The organism is Mycobacterium helveticum (assembly GCF_007714205.1).
GTDB classification, from domain to species: Bacteria; Actinomycetota; Actinomycetes; order Mycobacteriales; family Mycobacteriaceae; genus Mycobacterium; species Mycobacterium helveticum.
Map to the genome: position 1 here is coordinate 68276 of NZ_VMQU01000008.1, position 16123 is coordinate 84398.

Sequence of the window (16123 nt, forward strand, 5' to 3'; positions counted from 1 at the left end):
CTAGTGCGCGGCGGCGTCCCACGAGCGACCGTAACCCACCGACACCTCCAGCGGGACGTCCAGCGGGTAGGCGCCGCCCATCTGCGCGCGCGCCAGCGCCTCGACCCGCCCGTGCTCGCCGGGGGCGATCTCGAACAGCAGCTCGTCGTGTACCTGCAGCAGCATCCGCGACGCCAGGCCGGCCTCGTTGAGCGCCGTGTCGACGCGGATCATCGCCACCTTGATGATGTCGGCCGCGCTGCCCTGGATGGGCGCGTTCAGCGCGGCCCGCTCGGCGGCCTCCCGCACCTGGCGATTGCTGCTGTCCAGCTCGGGCAGGTAGCGCCGGCGACCGAACACGGTGGAGGTGTAGCCGTCCCTGCGGGCCTGTTCGACGACGGCGTGCAGGTAGTCGCGCACCCCGCCGAAGCGGGCGAAGTACTGGTCCATCTGGACCTTGGCCTCCTCGGTGGAGATCTTGAGCTGGGCGGACAGCCCGTAGGCGCTCAGCCCGTAGGCCAGCCCGTAGGACATGGCCTTGACCCGGCGGCGCAACTCGGCGGTGACCTCCTCGATGGGCACCCCGAACGCCCTGGAGGCCACGAACGAGTGCAGGTCCTCCCCCGTGTTGAACGCCTCGATCAGTCCCTCGTCGCCGGACAGGTGCGCCATGATCCGCATCTCGATCTGGCTGTAGTCGGCGGTCATCAGCTCCGAGTAGCCGGCGCCGACCACGAATGCGTCGCGGATCTGCCTGCCCGCGTCGGTGCGGATCGGGATGTTCTGCAGGTTGGGTTCGGTCGACGACAGCCGGCCGGTCGCCGCGATCGTCTGGTTGAACGTGGTGTGAATCCGGCCATCCTCGGCCACCGCATTCAGCAGCCCGTCGACCGTCACCTTCAGCCGGGTGACGTCCCGGTGGGCGAGCAGGTGGGCCAGGAACGGGTGGCCGGTCTTTTCGAAAAGACCCTGCAGGGCGTCCGCATCCGTGGTGTAGCCGGTCTTGGTGCGCTTGGTCTTGGGCATGCCCAGCTCGTCGAACAGCACGACCTGCAGCTGTTTGGGAGAGCCCAGGTTGATCTGCTTGCCGATCACGGCGTAGGCGGCTTCGGCGGCGTCGCGGATCTGGTCGCCGAACTGGCTCTGCAACTCGCGCAGCATGTCCAGGTCCACGGCGATGCCGGCGCGTTCCATCTCCGCGAGCACCTGCTGCACCGGTAGCTCCATCTCGGCCAGCAGTGCGGTGGAGTCGATGCCTTCCAGCTCGGCGTCCAGCGCGTCGGCGAGGTCCATCGCCGCCCGGGCCCGCAGGATCAGCGCCCGGACGGCTTGCTCGTCGGTTCCCTCGACGTCGTCGAGCAGTGAAAGCTGTTGCTGCTCGGCGGTTTCCGCGCGCAGTTCGCGGCGCAGGTAGCGCAGCGAGAGATCGTCCAGGGTGAAGCTGCGCTGCCCCGGCCGCACCAGGTAGGCCGCCAGCGCGGTGTCGGAGGTGACACCGCCCAGCGTCCACCCGCGGCCCGCCAGGTCGTGGAGGGCCAGTTTCGCCTCGTGCAGCGCCTTGGGTCTGGCCGGGTCGGCCAGCCAGGCCGCCAGCGCGGCGTCGTCGTCGGGGGTCACCGCCGCGGTGTCGATGTAGCCGCCCTGCCCGTCGGGGGCGGCCACGGCCAGCGCCGTGGCGTCCCCGCCGTGGGGCAGGTGGGTGCCCGCGACGGCCAGCCCGCAGCGGCGCCCGTCGGCGGTGTGCTCGGCCAGCCAGCGCCCGACCGTGCCGGGCTCCAGCGCGCCGCCGCTGACGTCGAATCCTTCGTCGACCTCGGGCTCGACAGCGGCCAGGGTGTCGAACAACCGGTCCCGCAGCACCCGGAACTCCAGGTCGTCGAAGAGCCGGTGGATGTGTTCGCGGTCCCACGGCTGCAGCCGCAGCGTGTCCGGGGTCTGGGCCAGCGGCACGTCGCGTACCAGCTCGGTGAGCTCACGGTTGCGCACCACGCCGGCCAGATTGGCCCGCAGCGCGTCGCCCACCTTGCCGCGCACCGCGTCGACGTTGTCGACCAGGCCCTGCAGGGAGCTGTACTCGGCGATCCACTTGGTGGCGGTCTTCTCCCCGACCCCGGGGATGCCGGGCAGGTTGTCGCTGGGGTCGCCGCGCAGCGCGGCGAAGTCGGGGTACTGCACGGGCGTGAGCCCGTACTTCTCGACGACGGCCTCGGGGGTGAACCGGGTGAGCTCGCTGACGCCCTTGCGCGGATACAGCACGGTCACGTCGTCGGTGACCAGCTGCAGCGCGTCCCGGTCCCCGGTGACCACCAGCACCCGGTAGCCCTCGTTCGCGGCCTGGGTGGCCAGCGTCGCGATGATGTCGTCGGCTTCGAACCCGGGCTCGGCGAGCACCGTGATGCCCAGCGCGCCCAGCACTTCCTTGGTGATGTCGATCTGGCCCCGGAATTCGTCGGGGGTCGCCGACCGGTTGGCCTTGTATTCGGGGTAGCGCTCGGACCGGAACGTCTCCCGGGACACGTCGAACGCCGCGGCGATGTGCGTCGGCGCCTCGTCGCGCAGCAGGTTGATCAGCATGGCGGTGAAGCCGTACACCGCATTGGTGGTCAGGCCGCCGCGGGTCTTAAAGTTCTCGGCGGGCAGCGCGTAGAACGCCCGGTACGCCAGCGAATTGCCGTCGAGCAACATCAACGTCGGCCTGGTGTTGTCCTCGCCGGCGGTACTCACGGCTCACACTCTAGGCACCCGGCATGGCGGGACCCCGTCCCGCCACAGAACTGCAACACGTTTCAGTTTCATGCTCGCGCTGGGTACGCTGGCACGGTGTCCGAGGTCATCCGCCAAGAACCGGCGATCGATGGATGGTTTGCCACCGACAGCTCCGGCAGCCCCTATCTGATCGGCTCCCGGTGCCCCCACTGCGGCACCTACGTCTTCCCGCCGCGCAGCACCAACTGCCCCAACCCGGCCTGCAGCAGCGACACGCTGGAGTCGGTCGCGCTGTCGCGGCGGGGCACGCTGTGGAGCTACACCGAGAACCGCTACGCCCCACCGCCTCCCTACCCCGCCCCGGACCCCTTCGAGCCGTTCGCCATCGCCGCGGTGCAGCTGGCCGACGAAGGGCTGATCGTGCTGGGCAAGGTCGTCGAGGGCACGCTGGCCGCCGACCTGAAGGTCGGCATGGAGATGGAGCTGACCACGATGCCGCTGTTCACCGACGACGACGGCGTCCAGCGCGTCGTGCACGCGTGGAGGATCGCCTCATGACCGCGAGCGCACCCGAACCCGTTTACATCCTGGGCGCCGGAATGCACCCGTGGGGCAAATGGGGCCGCGACTTCACCGAATACGGGGTGGTCGCCGCCCGGGCCGCCCTCGGCGAAGCGGGCCTGGACTGGCGCCAGATCCAGCTGGTGGCGGGCGCGGACACCATCCGCAACGGCTACCCGGGCTTCATCGCCGGGTCGACGTTCGCACAGAAGCTGGGCTGGAACGGCGTCCCGGTCAGCTCCAGCTACGCGGCGTGCGCCAGCGGCTCGCAGGCCCTGCAGAGCGCCCGCGCCCACATCCTGGCCGGTTTCTGCGACGTCGCGCTGGTGATCGGCGCCGACACCACCCCCAAGGGCGCGTTCGCCCCGGTCGGCGGTGAACGCAGGAACGACCCCGACTGGCAGCGCTTCCACCTGATCGGGGCGAGCAACCCGGTGTATTTCGCGCTGCTCGCGCGGCGGCGCATGGACCTCTACGGCGCGACGCTGGAGGACTTCGCCCAGGTGAAGGTCAAGAACTCCCGGCACGGCCTGCAGAACCCCAACGCCCGCTACCGCAAAGAGGCGTCGATCGAAGACGTGCTGGCCAGCGCGGTGGTCGCCGACCCGCTGCGGCTGCTGGACATCTGCGCGACCTCCGACGGCGCGGCGGCCCTGGTGGTGGCCGGCGCCGACTTCGCGGCTAAGCACCTCGGCTCGCTCGACGGCGTGCCGTCGGTGCGGGCGATCAGCACGGTGACCCCGCGGTATCCCCAGCATCTGCCCGAATTACCGGACATCGCAACGGATTCCACGGCGGTGGCGCCGGCGCCGGCGCGGGTGTTCAAGGATCAGATTCTGGATGCGGCCTACGCCGAGGCGGGCATCGGGCCCGAGGACGTCAGCCTGGCCGAGGTCTACGACCTGTCCACCGCGCTGGAGCTCGACTGGTACGAGCACTTGGGGTTGTGCCCTAAAGGTGAAGCTGAGGCCCTTCTCCGCAGCGGTGCGACCACCCTCGGCGGCAAGGTCCCGGTCAACCCCTCGGGCGGCCTGGCCTGCTTCGGCGAGGCCATACCCGCCCAGGCGATCGCGCAGGTCTGCGAGCTGACCTGGCAACTGCGGGGTCAGGCGACGGGCCGGCAGGTGGAGAACGCCACGGTCGGCATCACCGCCAACCAGGGGCTGTTCGGGCACGGCTCCTCGGTGATCGTGGCCCGCTAGAGCCCCGGCGAGCAGACGCAAAAGCCCCCGATCGGTGCCGATCTAGGGGGCTTTTGCGTCTGCTCGCGGTTAGGAGTCGTCCTCGGTGTCGAGGGTTTCCAGCACCACTTCGGCCACCCGCTTCATCGTGGTGCGCCGGTCCATGGCGGCACGCTGGATCCACTTGAACGCCTCGGGCTCGGTCATGCCCTGCTTGGTCTGCAGCAGGCCCTTGGCGCGCTCCACGAGCTTGCGGGTCTCCAGCCGGTCGGACAGGGACGCCACTTCGGTTTCCAGCGCCGTGATCTCACCGAACCGGCTGACGGCCAATTCGATGGCCGGGATCAGGTCGCTGCCGGTGAACGGCTTCACCAGGTAGGCCATGGCCCCGGCGTCGCGGGCCCGCTCGACGAGGTCGCGCTGGCTGAACGCGGTCAGCACCACGATCGGAGCGATGCGCTTGCCGGCGATCTCCGACGCCGCGTCGATGCCGTCGCGACGCGGCATCTTCACGTCCATGATGACCAGGTCGGGTTTGAACCGTTCGGCCAGTTCGACGGCCTCCTGGCCGTCGCCCGCCTCGCCGACGATCTCGTAACCCTCCTCCCGGAGCATCTCGGCCAGGTCCATCCGGATGAGCGCCTCGTCTTCCGCGATCAGCACTCGGCGCGGCACAGCGGCGTCGTGGTCGGTCGTGCGGCCTGTCATGACGGACATTGTGTCGTGGCCGGCTGTGGCCACCGACGTCGGGGGCGTCAAGCACCCGTGGCGGCACCGATCCTCTAGGGTGAGAGGCTCCTTTAAGGTTGAAGGCTGATCTCCGCCGACGACACGCCCTCGTATCCCAACTGGCAGAGGAAACGGACTCAAAACCCGTCCAGTGTGGGTTCGAATCCCACCGAGGGCACGCAGCCCGGAATGCTCCGCACTGGGCTAATGCTCCGCACTGGGCTTTTGCCCGGCGCGACGGTTAGGCTTCGGTCGTGGCGGCCAGGAAATGCGGCACCCCACGATCGTCGGATGGGACGTCGCGACGCCCGGACTGTGTGGCCGCAGTGCGGGCGCAGAACCGCGACCGCAGCCGGCACTACGCCGACAGCGCCGCGCGCCGGCTCCGAGTGCTCAAGATCACCGCCGCGCTGGCCGTGCTGGTCAGCGTGAGCTTCGTGCTCGTGCAAGTGCTCAGCGCGACCTGGAGTTGGCAGATCGGCGGCACCAATCTCGCCGCCGCCACCGTGTTCGCGTTAGTCCCGTGGCTGCACCGCTTCGGTGAAGTGGTTGCGCCGCTTACCTTTATCGGCGCGGCCTACGTGTCGGTCTTCATCACCTGCTGGGAGGTGGGCACCGGTTCGGGGTCCCAGCTGTTCTTCCTCGTCGGGGCCGCCCTGGTGGTGCTGATGCTGGGCATCGAACACATCGCGCTGGCCTCGGGCGTGGCCGCGGTCTCCGCGGGCCTGATCATCACCCTGGAGTTCCTGGTCCCGGACGACACCGGGCTGCAGCCCGCCTGGGCGCAGTCGATGAGCTTCGTCGTCACGACCGTCGCCGCCGTCGTGATGGTGGTCGTGACGATCTGGTTTGCCCTGCGCGACACCGCGCGCGCCGAGGCCGCCATGGAAGCCCAGTACGAGCGCTCCGAGGCCCTGCTGGCCAACATGTTGCCGGCCAGCATCGCCGACCGGCTCAAGGAGCCCGGGCACGGCGTCATCGCCGACAAGTACGACGACGCCTCGGTCCTGTTCGCCGACATCGCCGGCTTCACCGAACGCGCCAGCAGCACCGCGCCGGCCGACCTGGTGTGCTTCCTGGACCGGCTCTACGGCGCGTTCGACGCGCTGGTCGACAAGCACGGCCTGGAGAAGATCAAAGTCAGCGGCGACTCCTACATGGTGGTCAGCGGCGTGCCCCGCCCGCGGCCCGATCACGTTCGGGCGCTGGCGGATTTCGCTCTCGAGATGTCCGCTGTGGCCGCCGGGATGAAGGATTCGCACGGCGTGTCGGTGCCGCTGCGGATAGGCCTGGCATCCGGCCCCGTGGTTGCCGGGGTGGTGGGTTCGCGCCGGTTCTTCTACGACGTGTGGGGCGACGCGGTCAACGTCGCGTCCCGGATGGAAGCCACCGACTCCGTGGGGCGGATTCAGGTGCCCCACTCGGCCTACGAACGCCTCAAGGACGAGTTCGTGTTCCAGGAGCGCGGGAACGTCGACGTCAAGGGCAAGGGCGTCATGCGCACCTGGTATCTCGTCGGGCGCACGGCGGTGGCCGACGAGTCCGGCAATCTTCTTGCGGAGGAATCACACTCGGCGCGCGTGTAACCCGCAATGCCCTATCCCCAAACGGGCGTTTGTGTCACACTGCGGCCATGCAAACTACTCCTGGAACCACCGCCGTTCCGAGCTTGTTGCCGCATCTGTGGAAATCGACGCTGACATCCGGGATTCTGTCGCTGGTCCTGGGTGGCCTGATCCTGGCGTGGCCGGGCAGGACGATATTCTTGGCCGCCATCCTCTTCGGCATCTATCTGCTGGTCACCGGCATCGCCCAGGTGATCTTCGCGTTCAGCCTGCACGTGTCGGCCGGGAGCCGCGTTCTGCTGTTCATCAGCGGGGCGGCGTCGCTGATCCTCGCGGTGCTGGCGTTCCGCCACTTCGGTAAGGACGATCTGACCGCGATTCTGTTGCTGGCCATCTGGATTGGCATAGCCTTCATCTTCCGCGGCGTCGCCACGACGATTTCGGCGATCAGCGACCCGGGCCTGCCCGGGCGGGCGTGGTCGATTTTCGTCGGTGTGATCAGCCTGCTGGCCGGCATCGTCGTGCTGGCTTCGCCGTTCGCGTCGATCGTCACCCTGGCGATCGTGGTCGGTGTGTGGTTCGTGGTGATCGGCGTGTTCGAGATCGTGTCGTCGTTCGGCATCCGCAAGGCGTCGAGGAACCTCGGCGCTTGAGAGCGACCACTCGCCAGTGGCGCTGGGACGACCGTGTTACTACACTCCGTAGTAACACGGTCGTCCGGCCCCCATCCTCCCGGGAGATGAATGCATGAACGTCGTCGACATTTCGCGGTGGCAGTTCGGCATCGTCACCGTGTACCACTTCATCTTCGTGCCGCTCACCATCGGCCTGGCCCCGCTGATCGCCGTGATGCAGACGGTGTGGGTGGCCACCGGCAACACCGCGTGGTATCGCCTCACCAAATTCTTCGGCAAGCTGTTCCTGATCAATTTCGCCATCGGCGTGGCGACCGGGATCGTCCAGGAATTCCAGTTCGGCATGAACTGGTCGGAGTACTCGCGTTTCGTCGGCGACATCTTCGGCGCCCCCCTGGCGATGGAAGGCCTGTTCGCGTTCTTCTTCGAGTCCACCTTCATCGGGTTGTGGATCTTCGGCTGGAACCGGCTGCCCAAGCTGGTCCACCTGGCCTGCATCTGGATCGTCGCGTTCGGCGTCAACGCGTCCGCGTTCTTCATCATCGTGGCGAACTCGTTCATGCAGCATCCCGTCGGCGCGCACTACAACCCGGTGACCAAACGCGCCGAGCTCGACAGCATCGGCGCGCTGTTGTCGAACAACACTGCGCGCTCGGCGTTCACCCATGTCGTCACCGGCTCACTGCTGACCGCCGGCACCTTCGTCGCCGCCGTCAGCGCGTGGTGGCTGGTCCGTTCGCGCAGCGGTACGTCGGCCGGCACGGACGCCGCAGCCGACCGGACCGCCATGTTCCGCCCGGCGGCGATCCTCGGCTGCTGGGTGGTGCTGGTCGCCACCGTCGGCCTGTTCCTCACCGGGGACCGCCAGGGCAAACTGATGTTCGTCCAGCAGCCGATGAAGATGGCGTCGGCGGAATCGTTGTGCGACACCGAAACCGATCCCGACTTCTCCGTCCTGACGGTGGGCAGACACAACAACTGCGACGCTGTCAAGGGCGTCATCCAGCTTCCCTACCTGCTGCCGATCCTGGCCCAGGGCCGGGCCGACGGCGTCACCCTGCAGGGAGTGCGCAACATCCAGCAGGACTACCAGCACCGGTTCGGGCCGAACGACTACCGGCCCAACATGTTCGTCACGTACTGGGCGTTCCGCGCGATGATCGGGCTGCTGGCGATCCCGGTGCTGTTCGCGCTGGCGGTGCTGTGGTTGACCCGCGGCGGCCGCAATCCCGATCAGCGGTGGCTCTCGCGGCTGGCGCTGGTGACGATTCCCGCCCCGTTCCTGTCCAACACGGCGGGGTGGGTGTTCACCGAGATGGGCCGCCAGCCGTGGATCGTCGCACCCAACCCGACCGGTGACCAGCAGGTGCGGTTCACCGTCGGCCAGGCGGTCTCGCATCACGCCCCCGCCATGGTGGTCACCTCGTTGGTGACGTTCACGCTGGTCTATGCGGTCCTTGCGGTGGGCTGGTTCTGGTTGCTGAAACGCTACGTCACCGAGGGTCCCCTGGAGCACGACGCCGAACCGGCGCCGCCCCCGCCAGTCGGCGAGGACGAGGTGGCACCGCTGTCTTTTGCCTACTGAGGTGCCTACCGGGGCGTCGACGGGGTCGGGTTCGGGTTCGGAAGGGAGCTGATCGGTGGGTCTGCAAGAGTTGTGGTTCGGCGCCATCGCCGCGTTGTTCCTCGGTTTCTTCATTCTCGAGGGCTTCGACTTCGGTGTCGGCATGTTGATGGAGCCATTCGCCCGGGTCGGCATCGGCGACCCCGAACTGCACCGGCGCGCGGCCCTGAACACCATCGGGCCGGTGTGGGACGGCAACGAGGTGTGGCTGATCACCGCCGGCGCGGCGATGTTCGCCGCGTTCCCCGGGTGGTATGCCACCTTGTTCTCCACCCTGTACCTGCCGCTGCTGGCCATCCTGGTCGGCATGATCGTGCGCTCGGTCGCGATCGAGTGGCGGGGCAAGATCGACGACACGCGCTGGCGGGTCTGGGCCGATATCGCCATTGCGGCCGGATCCTGGCTCCCCGCCGTGTTGTGGGGCGTGGCGTTCGCGATCCTGGTGCGCGGGCTTCCGGTGGATGCCGCCGGCCGGATAAACCTGTCGATCACCGACGTGCTCAACGCCTACACGCTTTTCGGCGGGCTGGCCACAGCCGGACTGTTCGCGTTCTACGGCGCGGTGTTCGTGGCGCTGAAGACCTCCGGAACCATGCGCGACGACGCCCACCGGTTCGCGGTGTGGCTGTCGCTTCCGGTGACCGCACTGGTCGGGGGTTTCGGCCTGTGGACCCAGCTGGCCTACGGCAAGAGCTGGACGTGGCTGGTGCTGGCGGCCGCGGTGGTCGCCCAACTGGCGGCGGTCGGCCTGGTGTGGCGCCGGGTGTCCGACGGCTGGGCGTTCGCCTGCGTCGCGGCGGTCGTCGCCGCCGTGGTGGTCCTGTTGTTCGGCGCGCTGTATCCGAACTTGGTGCCCTCGACGCTGAACAGGCAATGGAGCGTGACGATCTACAACGCCTCGTCGACCCCCTACACCCTCAAGATCATGACGTGGGTGACGGTGTTCATGCTGCCCCTGACGCTGGTATACCAGGCGTGGACGTATTGGGTTTTCCGGCAACGGATTTCGGCCGAGCGGATACCCGCCTCCATCGGCCTGGCGAGGCACGGCTCCTGAGCGCGAACGACGCGAAAACCTCCAGGGGGCCGCTGGACCCGCGACTGTGGCGGGCATCGGGCGCGGTGCGCCGCTACCTGGTCGCCGCGGTGGGCTGCGGGGTGGTGATCTCCGGCTGCGCCATCGCTTCGGCGATCGTGCTGGCGCACCTCGTCGCGAGCGCGGTGGCCCATCCCCCGGCGGCGGCCCCGCGCGGCTGGCTGGGTCCGTTGTCGATCCTGGCCGCGCTCTGGGGGGTCCGCGCGGTGACGCACTGGCTGCAGGCCCGGCTGGGGCAGCGCGGGGCCAGCGCGGTCATCGCCGACCTCAACGGCCAGGTGCTCGCGGCGGTGACCGCCCGTCAGCCGGCCGAACTCGCCGCGCAGCGGGACGCCGCCGCGGTGGTGGTCACGCGCGGTCTCGACCGCGTGCGCCCGTACTTCACCGGGTACCTGCCCACCCTGGTGCTGGCCGCCATCCTGACCCCGGCGACCGTGGCCGTGATCGCCTGCTACGACCTGAAATCGACGATCATCGTGGTGATCACCCTGCCGCTGATCCCGGTGTTCATGGTGTTGATCGGGCTGGCGACCGCGGACCGGTCGGCGGCGGCGCTGACGGCCATGACGACGCTCCAGGCGCGGCTGCTGGACCTGATCGCCGGGATCCCCACGCTGCGGGCGCTGGGCCGCGCCTCGGGCCCCGAACACCGGATCGCCGAACTGGCCGCCGCCCACCGGCGTTCGGCGATGGCGACGCTGCGCATCGCGTTCCTCTCGGCGCTGGTGCTCGAACTGCTGGCCACGCTGGGGGTGGCGCTGATCGCCGTCGGGATCGGCCTGCGCCTGGTGTTCGGGGAGATGTCGCTGGCGACCGGGCTGACGGTGCTGCTGCTCGCCCCGGATGTCTACTGGCCGCTGCGCCGCATCGGCGTGGAATTCCACGCCGCGCAGGACGGCAGGGCCGCCGCCGACCGGGCGTTCGCGCTCATCGGCGAACCGGCCGCCGCAGCGCCGCGAACCCGGACGGTGGCCGCGCGCGGCGCCGAGATCCGACTGGAGAACCTCGGCGTCGCGGGCCGCGACGGCCGCGCGCCGTGCGACCTGACCGCGGTGCTCGAGCCCGGCCGGGTGACGGTGCTGACGGGACGCAACGGGGCCGGCAAGAGCACGACGCTGCAGGCGATCGCCGGCCTGACGCTGCCGTCGTCGGGCCGGGTCACCGTCGCCGGAGTCGACGTCACCGACCTCGAACCGGGCGCGTGGTGGCGGCAGTTGTCCTGGCTGCCGCAGCGCCCGGTGCTGGTCCCGGGCACCGTCGCCGACAACCTGGCCCTGTTCGGCCCGCTGCAGGACCTCGAATCGGCTTGCGCCGCATCGGTTTTCGACGCGGTACTGGACGAGCTGCCCCACGGCATGGACACGGTGCTCGGGCGCGGGGGCGTCGGGCTGTCCCTGGGGCAGCGGCAGCGGCTGGGCCTCGCCCGGGCGCTCGGGTCGGCGGCGCCGGTGCTGCTGCTCGACGAGCCCACCGCGCACCTGGACGCCCGCACCGAGGAGCGGGTGCTGCGGGCCGTCGTCGCGCGGGCGCGCGCCGGGGCGACCGTCGTGGTCGTCGGCCACCGCGACCCCGTCGTGGCCGTCGGGGACCGGATCGTGGAAGTGACCGCCGAGGCCGGGATGCGCCGTGCGGCGGTCTGACCCGCTCCCTGTCGCCCTGCGCCTGCTGCGCCCGCGGCTGCCCCGCGTGCTGGCGGCGATCGCGCTGGGCGTGCTGTCGCTGGGCAGCGCGCTGGCCCTGGCCGGTGTTTCGGCGTGGCTGATCACCCGGGCCTGGCAGATGCCGCCGGTGCTGGACCTGTCGGTGGCGGTCGTGGCGGTGCGCACGCTCGCGATCTCGCGGGGCGTCCTGCACTACTGCGAGCGGCTGGCCACCCACGACACGGCGCTGCGCGCGGCGGGCACCGCGCGGACGCAGATCTATCGCCGGCTGGCCCGCGGGCCGGCCGCGGCCGCCGCCCGGTTGCACAGCGGCGAGCTGGTGGCGCGCGTCGGCGCCGATGTCGACGAACTGGCCGACGTGCTGGTGCGCGCGCTGGTGCCGATCGGCGTCGCGGCGGTGCTGGCGGTGGCCGCGACCGCGGTGGTCGCGGTCATCTCCCCGGCGGCGGCGGCGGTGCTCGCGCTCTGTCTGCTGGTCGCGGGCGTGGTGGCGCCCCGGCTGGCCGCCCGGGCCGCCGCCACCCGGGAGGAGATCGCCCGACAGCACCATGCCCGGCGTGACGCGTCGGCGATGCTCGCGCTCGAGCATGCGCCGGAACTGCGTGTCGCCGGTGCGCTCGGCGGGGTGATCGCGCAAGCGCAGCGCCGCCAGCGCGCCTGGGGTGCGGCCCTCGACGCCGCGGCCCGACCGGCCGCCGTGGCCGAGGCGATGCCCACCGCGGCGATCGGGGCCAGTGTGCTCGGGGCGGTGGTGGCCGGGATCGGGCTGGCCCCGTCGGTCGCGCCGCCCACGCTGGCGGTGCTGATGTTGTTGCCGCTGTCGGCCTTCGAGGCGACGACGACGCTGCCGGCCGCCGCCGTCCAGCTGACGCGGTCGCGGATCGCCGCGCGCCGCCTCCTCGACCTGATTCCCCCGGACCGTCCGAGCGCCTCCGAGCCGCCGGCCGCGACGCCCCCCGCCCGCACCGGCCGGCTGTCCGCCGCCGTCCGCTGCGGGCACACGCCGACGGCGCCGTCGGCCCCCGTGCGGCTCGACCTGCCGCCGGGTGACCGGCTGGCCGTCACCGGCCCCAGCGGTTCGGGGAAGACGACGCTGCTGATGACGCTGGCCGGGCTGCTGCCCCCGCTGGAGGGGCGGGTCCTGCTGGACGGAACCGACCTGCGCCGGTTCGACGACGACCAACTACCCCGGGCGGTCGGGTTCTTCGCCGAGGACGCGCACGTCTTCGCCACCACCGTGCGGGACAACCTGCTGGTCGCCCGCGGCGACTGCCGGGACGACGAACTGGTGGCCGCGCTGGAAGCCGTCGGGCTCGGCCCGTGGCTGGCCGGGTTGCCCGACGGCCTGTCCACGGTGCTGACCGGGGGTGCCGAGGCGCTCTCGGCGGGCCAGCGCCGCAGGCTGCTGCTGGCGCGGGCGGTGCTCTCACCCGCCCGCATCGTGCTGCTCGACGAGCCCACCGAGCACCTGGACGCGACAGATGCGGGCCGGCTGCTAGAGGACGTGTTGGGTCCCGGTCCGGGCCTGTTCGCCGCCGACCGGACGGTCGTGGTGGCCACCCATCACCTCCCGGCGGGCGTTGGGTGTCGCCGCCTGGAGGTGACGCCGACGCGGCATGAACTCCAATGACAGCAACACGACCAGCAGGGGCACGACCTGGGCTATCGAGATCAGCGCGTAGCGCCGGGCGTCCAGCGCGTGCCACTTGCGCACGTACCGGTACAGGGACTCGAGGGCGATCAGCGGGTCGAGGACGTGGATCAGCCGGAACAAGACCGACTGCAGCCGGCCGCGGTTCGTGTCCTCGAAGATCTCGGGAAACGCCGCGAACGCCAGCGACAGCCGCTGCGCGCCGTTGTCCTTGCCGGCCATGATCATGTCGACACTGAGCCGTTCGTCGATTCCGTTGGGTGCCCCGCGCCGGCGCCACGGCACGTCGAGGGTGATCTCGCTGCCGCCGCCGGCGGTCGCGTAGCGGTGGAATCCCTGCACCTTCCCCGCGGCGTCCCGGGCCAGGATCAGCTGGATCCCGGGGAAGCGGCCCTCCAGCACGCCGTCGAGGTTCATGTGGAACCCGCGATCGCCGTGCGCGCCCTTGGAGGATGCGCGGACCACCTCGGTCAGCTCGGCCAGCAGCGTGTCGTCGAGTTCCCGCTCGGCGACGATCTCGGTGGTGATGCCGCAGTTGTGCGTGCGCTTGACCGCCTGGCGCAGGTTGCGGAATTTGCGGCCCACCATGTCGAAGCCGGGGACGTCGACGACGACGTCACGGCCGATCGGCACGGCGCGCAGCGACTGGCCGATCACGACCGGGTCGTTCCACAGCCCGAGCCGCCGCTCGCTGCATCCCACCACCGCGATCCGCCAGCCCCGGGCGTGACACCTGGCCGCGAAGTCGGCGACCAGGTCCGCGAACTGATTGACAAGAATCGTCCGGGCTACACACTGACAAACTCTCGGCATAGTGGCTTTACGGCTCTCGCGCGACGATGGTCATCATCCTCGGCTGTCGCCGTGGTTGTTGTGATGCGTCACGACGCGGTGCTGCCGGGGAATTGCTGCCAGTGTTGTTCGAGCAGCGGGATGAGCTCGTCGGCTCGTTCGTCGGGGAAGAACAGGCGTGCCCCGGCGATGGTCGCGACTTGTGTGGTGCTGGGAATGAGGTCGGCCAGTTGGTGTGCCCATTTGATGGAAAAGAAGATGTCGCCGGTGCCCCAGACTATCAGGGTAGGTGCACGTAACTGCTGCAGCTGGGGTCGGACCGCGGTCAGATCATCGGTGTTCAGGGATGCCAACAGATGGGCGAACGCCGCGGCTGCGGTGCGCGTACCGAGCACGGGACGCCAGAACGCGTCGAGGACATCGGGTGGGAGGTGGTGGGCGTTCTGGTAGCCCGCTACTGACACCCACCGCATGACGGCCGGGTGGCTGACCAACCACGGGCCGAGCACCTCGAAGATTCGCGGCCAGCGTGCCGCTGCAACAACGGGTTTGAACATTCGCGGTGGCATATTGGGCTCGGTGTCACAGTTGGTCAAGGTCAGTGTCGTCAATCTGTCGCCGAGGCGTGCGGCGGCGATTTGTGCGACTGCTCCGCCGGTGTCGTTGGCCACCAAGTCAACCTGCTGCAGGTTGAGGTGATCGCACAAATCGATGACGCGCTGAGCCAGTCCCGCCAGCGACACGTCGGCATCCCGAGTGGCCGGGGGTGTGTGACCATGACCGGGGAGGTCCACCGCGATGCAGCGTCGCTGCTCTGAGGCGACCGCGCCGACGACGTGGCGCCACAACATGCTGTTGGTGATGACGCCGTGGATGAAGACTGCGGTCCGGCCTTGGCCGACGTCGAGGAAACTGATCGGGCCTGATGGGGCCGTGACGTGGTGGCGGTGTGTTTCGAGAGTGGCGATGTCCATAGATGGCCCCTGCAATTGCGTGGATACTCTGGGATTCTCACATACGGTGAGTAGGTTGCCTACTTAGCGACTATGCTCTTCGGTGTGGATGGTGTCAAGAGTCGCCGCGAGCAGTACGCCGAGCAGACGCGGCAAGCGTTGCTGGATGCCGCTGCCGCCGCGTTCGCCGAGCGCGGCTTTGCGGCCACTTCGATTGCGGATATTGCTGCATCCGCTCTGGTCACCAAAGGTGCTGTCTATCATCATTTTCCGGACAAGCGGGCTGTATTTGAAGCGGTGCTGAACCGGTGTGACGAGGCGGCACAGGCACAAGTCTTCGACGCTGTCGCGCGCTACCCCGGCGATCTGTGGGCCGGTATCATGGCGGCGCTTGAAGTCACCCTGAACGCGTGTGCCGATCCGATCGTCGGCCGGCTCATTTATGTGGAAGGCCCCATCGCACTGGGCTGGACGCGTTGGCGGGAATGCGAAGACCAATACATCTACCGTAACGTCCGACTGCTAGTCACCAGCGCAATGCAGGCAGGATTCTTCCCCCCAGACATCGCCGTCAACGCTATCGCCCAATTACTTTCCGGAATGATCACCCACGCCGGGATCGCCCTCGCCGAAGCGCCACAGTCTAAACGCAAGAAACTGCGAAGCGAGATCTTCACCGAAATACAGCGCCTGCTCACCGGGTTGAGAACGCAGTGACTCCTTCAAATCAGTCCGGCGCGGATCAGCTCGTGTTGAGCGACGCTGTGGGTGAGCACGACGGGGTCGTGGCGCGTCACGTGAGTTGAGGACGGTCCGGGCTGGGGGTGTCGGGCGGGTCGGGCGTGAGTGGTGGCGTCACCGCGAGGACGGCCGGTCTACGGTTCGGGTGATCTTGAAAATCGACGACCCTTCCCGCGGGCTTTGGCAGGACTGCGGGAAGGGCCGTCCGAACACGCCCGGAGGCGCAGTGCTCAGTGTAGGAGCAGATCC

Annotated in this window: 12 protein-coding genes, 1 tRNA gene and 1 pseudogene; 10 read left to right on the forward strand and 4 right to left on the reverse strand. The window is 69.3% G+C overall.

Going from position 1 to position 16123, the window contains the following annotated elements; all coding sequences use genetic code 11:
- Positions 1-2664, reverse strand: coding sequence for a DNA polymerase I (gene polA, locus FPZ47_RS03450; RefSeq protein WP_144949083.1), 2664 nt, complete (start codon positions 2662-2664; stop codon positions 1-3).
- 135 nt (positions 2665-2799) lie between these two features.
- Here polA and FPZ47_RS03455 point away from each other — a divergent pair, with 135 nt between their 5' ends.
- Both FPZ47_RS03455 and FPZ47_RS03460 read left to right on the forward strand, forming a co-directional pair.
- Positions 2800-3243, forward strand: a complete 444-nt coding sequence (locus FPZ47_RS03455) for a Zn-ribbon domain-containing OB-fold protein (protein WP_144949040.1) — start codon at positions 2800-2802, stop codon at positions 3241-3243.
- Positions 3240-4448, forward strand: a complete 1209-nt coding sequence (locus tag FPZ47_RS03460) for a lipid-transfer protein (protein ID WP_144949043.1) — start codon at positions 3240-3242, stop codon at positions 4446-4448. The genes FPZ47_RS03455 and FPZ47_RS03460 overlap by 4 nt, the downstream gene beginning before the upstream one ends.
- A 69-nt stretch (positions 4449-4517) precedes the next feature.
- Here FPZ47_RS03460 and FPZ47_RS03465 read toward each other — a convergent pair whose 3' ends face one another.
- A complete protein-coding gene (locus FPZ47_RS03465) occupies positions 4518-5135 on the reverse strand; it encodes an ANTAR domain-containing response regulator (protein ID WP_168209348.1) in 618 nt (205 codons plus the stop codon).
- A 125-nt stretch (positions 5136-5260) separates the two neighbouring features.
- Between FPZ47_RS03465 and FPZ47_RS03470 the strand changes: the two genes are divergently transcribed.
- From FPZ47_RS03470 to cydC, 7 genes are all read left to right on the forward strand, one after another.
- Positions 5261-5334: transfer RNA gene (locus FPZ47_RS03470), tRNA-Leu, on the forward strand.
- A 76-nt stretch (positions 5335-5410) separates the two neighbouring features.
- Positions 5411-6742, forward strand: coding sequence for an adenylate/guanylate cyclase domain-containing protein (locus tag FPZ47_RS03475; protein WP_144949049.1), 1332 nt, complete (start codon positions 5411-5413; stop codon positions 6740-6742).
- Positions 6743-6771: 29 nt separating this feature from the next.
- A complete protein-coding gene (locus FPZ47_RS03480; RefSeq protein WP_144949052.1) occupies positions 6772-7374 on the forward strand; it encodes an HdeD family acid-resistance protein in 603 nt (200 codons plus the stop codon).
- Positions 7375-7468: 94 nt separating this feature from the next.
- Positions 7469-8941 carry a cytochrome ubiquinol oxidase subunit I gene (locus FPZ47_RS03485; protein ID WP_144949055.1) on the forward strand — a complete coding sequence of 491 codons (1473 nt, stop codon included), beginning with the start codon at positions 7469-7471 and terminating at the stop codon, positions 8939-8941.
- A 55-nt stretch (positions 8942-8996) separates the two neighbouring features.
- Entirely contained in the window at positions 8997-10037 is a 1041-nt protein-coding gene (gene cydB / locus FPZ47_RS03490; RefSeq protein ID WP_144949058.1) for a cytochrome d ubiquinol oxidase subunit II, read from the forward strand.
- 65 nt (positions 10038-10102) lie between these two features.
- The gene (gene cydD, locus FPZ47_RS03495) at positions 10103-11716 is read left to right on the forward strand and encodes a thiol reductant ABC exporter subunit CydD (protein ID WP_144949061.1); all 1614 of its coding nucleotides are present in this window, start codon (positions 10103-10105) and stop codon (positions 11714-11716) included.
- Positions 11703-13367, forward strand: coding sequence for a thiol reductant ABC exporter subunit CydC (cydC, locus tag FPZ47_RS03500; protein WP_144949064.1), 1665 nt, complete (start codon positions 11703-11705; stop codon positions 13365-13367). Before cydD ends, cydC begins: the two co-directional genes overlap by 14 nt.
- Here cydC and FPZ47_RS03505 read toward each other — a convergent pair.
- A pseudogene (locus tag FPZ47_RS03505) lies at positions 13335-14156 on the reverse strand (phosphatidylglycerol lysyltransferase domain-containing protein); the annotation flags it as partial. The gene cydC and the pseudogene FPZ47_RS03505 overlap by 33 nt on opposite strands.
- 113 nt (positions 14157-14269) lie before the next feature.
- Positions 14270-15154 (reverse strand): alpha/beta fold hydrolase, encoded by an 885-nt coding sequence (locus FPZ47_RS03510; RefSeq protein ID WP_144949067.1) that lies wholly within the window; start codon positions 15152-15154, stop codon positions 14270-14272.
- Positions 15155-15238: 84 nt separating this feature from the next.
- Between FPZ47_RS03510 and FPZ47_RS03515 the strand changes: the two genes are divergently transcribed.
- Positions 15239-15850 carry a TetR/AcrR family transcriptional regulator gene (locus FPZ47_RS03515; RefSeq protein ID WP_168209349.1) on the forward strand — a complete coding sequence of 204 codons (612 nt, stop codon included), beginning with the start codon at positions 15239-15241 and terminating at the stop codon, positions 15848-15850.
- Positions 15851-16123: the final 273 nt, after the last annotated feature.